Origin of the sequence: Streptomyces sp. PsTaAH-137 (genome assembly GCF_003259365.1) — a bacterium.
Taxonomy (GTDB): domain Bacteria; phylum Actinomycetota; class Actinomycetes; order Streptomycetales; family Streptomycetaceae; genus Streptomyces.
The window spans coordinates 1-1337 of sequence record NZ_QLLY01000102.1; the positions used below are offsets into that span (position 1 = coordinate 1).

The 1337-nt window shown below is 70.9% G+C and carries 1 protein-coding gene and 1 tRNA gene; both read left to right on the forward strand.

The window, feature by feature from the left end; translation table 11 throughout:
* The first annotated feature begins 329 nt into the window (after positions 1-329).
* The gene (locus K377_RS41190; protein WP_111668723.1) at positions 330-956 is read left to right on the forward strand and encodes a hypothetical protein; all 627 of its coding nucleotides are present in this window, start codon (positions 330-332) and stop codon (positions 954-956) included.
* Between the two features lie 194 nt (positions 957-1150).
* A tRNA-Leu gene (locus tag K377_RS41195) sits at positions 1151-1235 on the forward strand.
* Positions 1236-1337: the final 102 nt, after the last annotated feature.

Genomic DNA, 1337 nt, shown 5'->3' on the forward strand with positions numbered 1-1337 from the left:
GGCGGCTGAAGCCCCCTTAACCCCTGGTGAGATGGGGGTTCCTGTGTGAGTCGGCGCGTGCGGCCGGGGTGTCGCCGCCGCTGGGTATGCCGCCCAACGGCCCGCCCGGTCCTGCCATCGGAAACCTCGATCGCAGCCCGCTAAAACCAACCGGATGGTTGCATCGCGGGGGTCGTGCCCTCTACGTTCTTCTCAGCGGCCACCGCCTCAGGGCGACCGCGCAGGGCTGGAACCGCCCGTCATCTGCGTCGCACCGCGGTACGTCCCGCACCCGCCGGCGCATTCCGCACTCCGGCCCCACCGCCCACCACATCGCTAGGAGACCCGCCATGTCGGCCAACGCCGCACTCATCACCGCCACCGAGCTGTTCGCCAAGCCCGAGCAGATCGACGCCATCACCGAGGCGTGGCAGCAGCACAACGACGCCTCCGCGTTCGACGGCCGCATCCTCTACCGCGGCCTGGAGACCAACTCCGTTCTCGAACTGGCCCCCCTCGACGGCTTCGACCGGATGGAAGAGCTGCGCGCCGACTGGTGGAAGCTCTGGGAGGCCGTCGGCCCGCTGGGCGAGGGTGACTTCCGCCGCCAGCTCCTGCAGTTCGTGGAGGCGCCCAAGCCGGCCGCCGACGCGCTGCCCGACACCCGGTACGTGCAGATGCGCCATGTCGAGGTCGTGCCGCGCGTCTACCGTCAGTACCGCGCCTGGCGCGAGGAGACCATCTTCGACGTGGTGCGCACCTCGGACGAGGTCGTCAGCTTCCAGGCCTTCCACTCGCTCGCCAGCACCGAGCCCGGCGTGATGTTCGTGTCGGGCTTCAACGCCGACCCGGCCACGTACCTGGAGGCCTTCACCTCCCCGCGCTACCAGCAGATCGTCCGCGAGGCCGGGGACACCTACATCACCGGCGGCGACAACGGCCTCTACACGCGCATCTACGAGCGCGTCACGAACTGACGCACCGTCCGCCCGCATCGCGGGCGGACCACCGAAACGATCACGTGGGCGGGACAACCCGGCCCAGGGAGTGCGATGACACAGGGCCGCGGCCGGGCCCCATCCCTCCCACGTGATCCCACCGGCCCCGGAGCGGTCATCGGTCGCCCCGGGGCCGGTGAACCGGCGCGCGCCGGGGACAGCCGAACACGCGGGCCCTGATGGTGGAACCGGTCAGACACAGGGACCTTAAAAGTCCCCGGCCACGCGGCCGTGCGGGTTCGACTCCCGCTCAGGGCACCCGCCCCGGCACTTCCTCGGGCCCGGTACGGACTTGACGGACGTCAGGAAGCCACGGCCTTCGCCGTCCCGCCGCGCTGCGAGCGCGGCGTCTTCTGGCCC

Bases quoted from the DNA above. Each gene is read 5' to 3' on its own strand.
- K377_RS41190 (WP_111668723.1), top strand. From the start codon at position 330: ATGTCGGCCAACGCCGCACTCATCACCGCCACCGAGCTGTTCGCCAAG.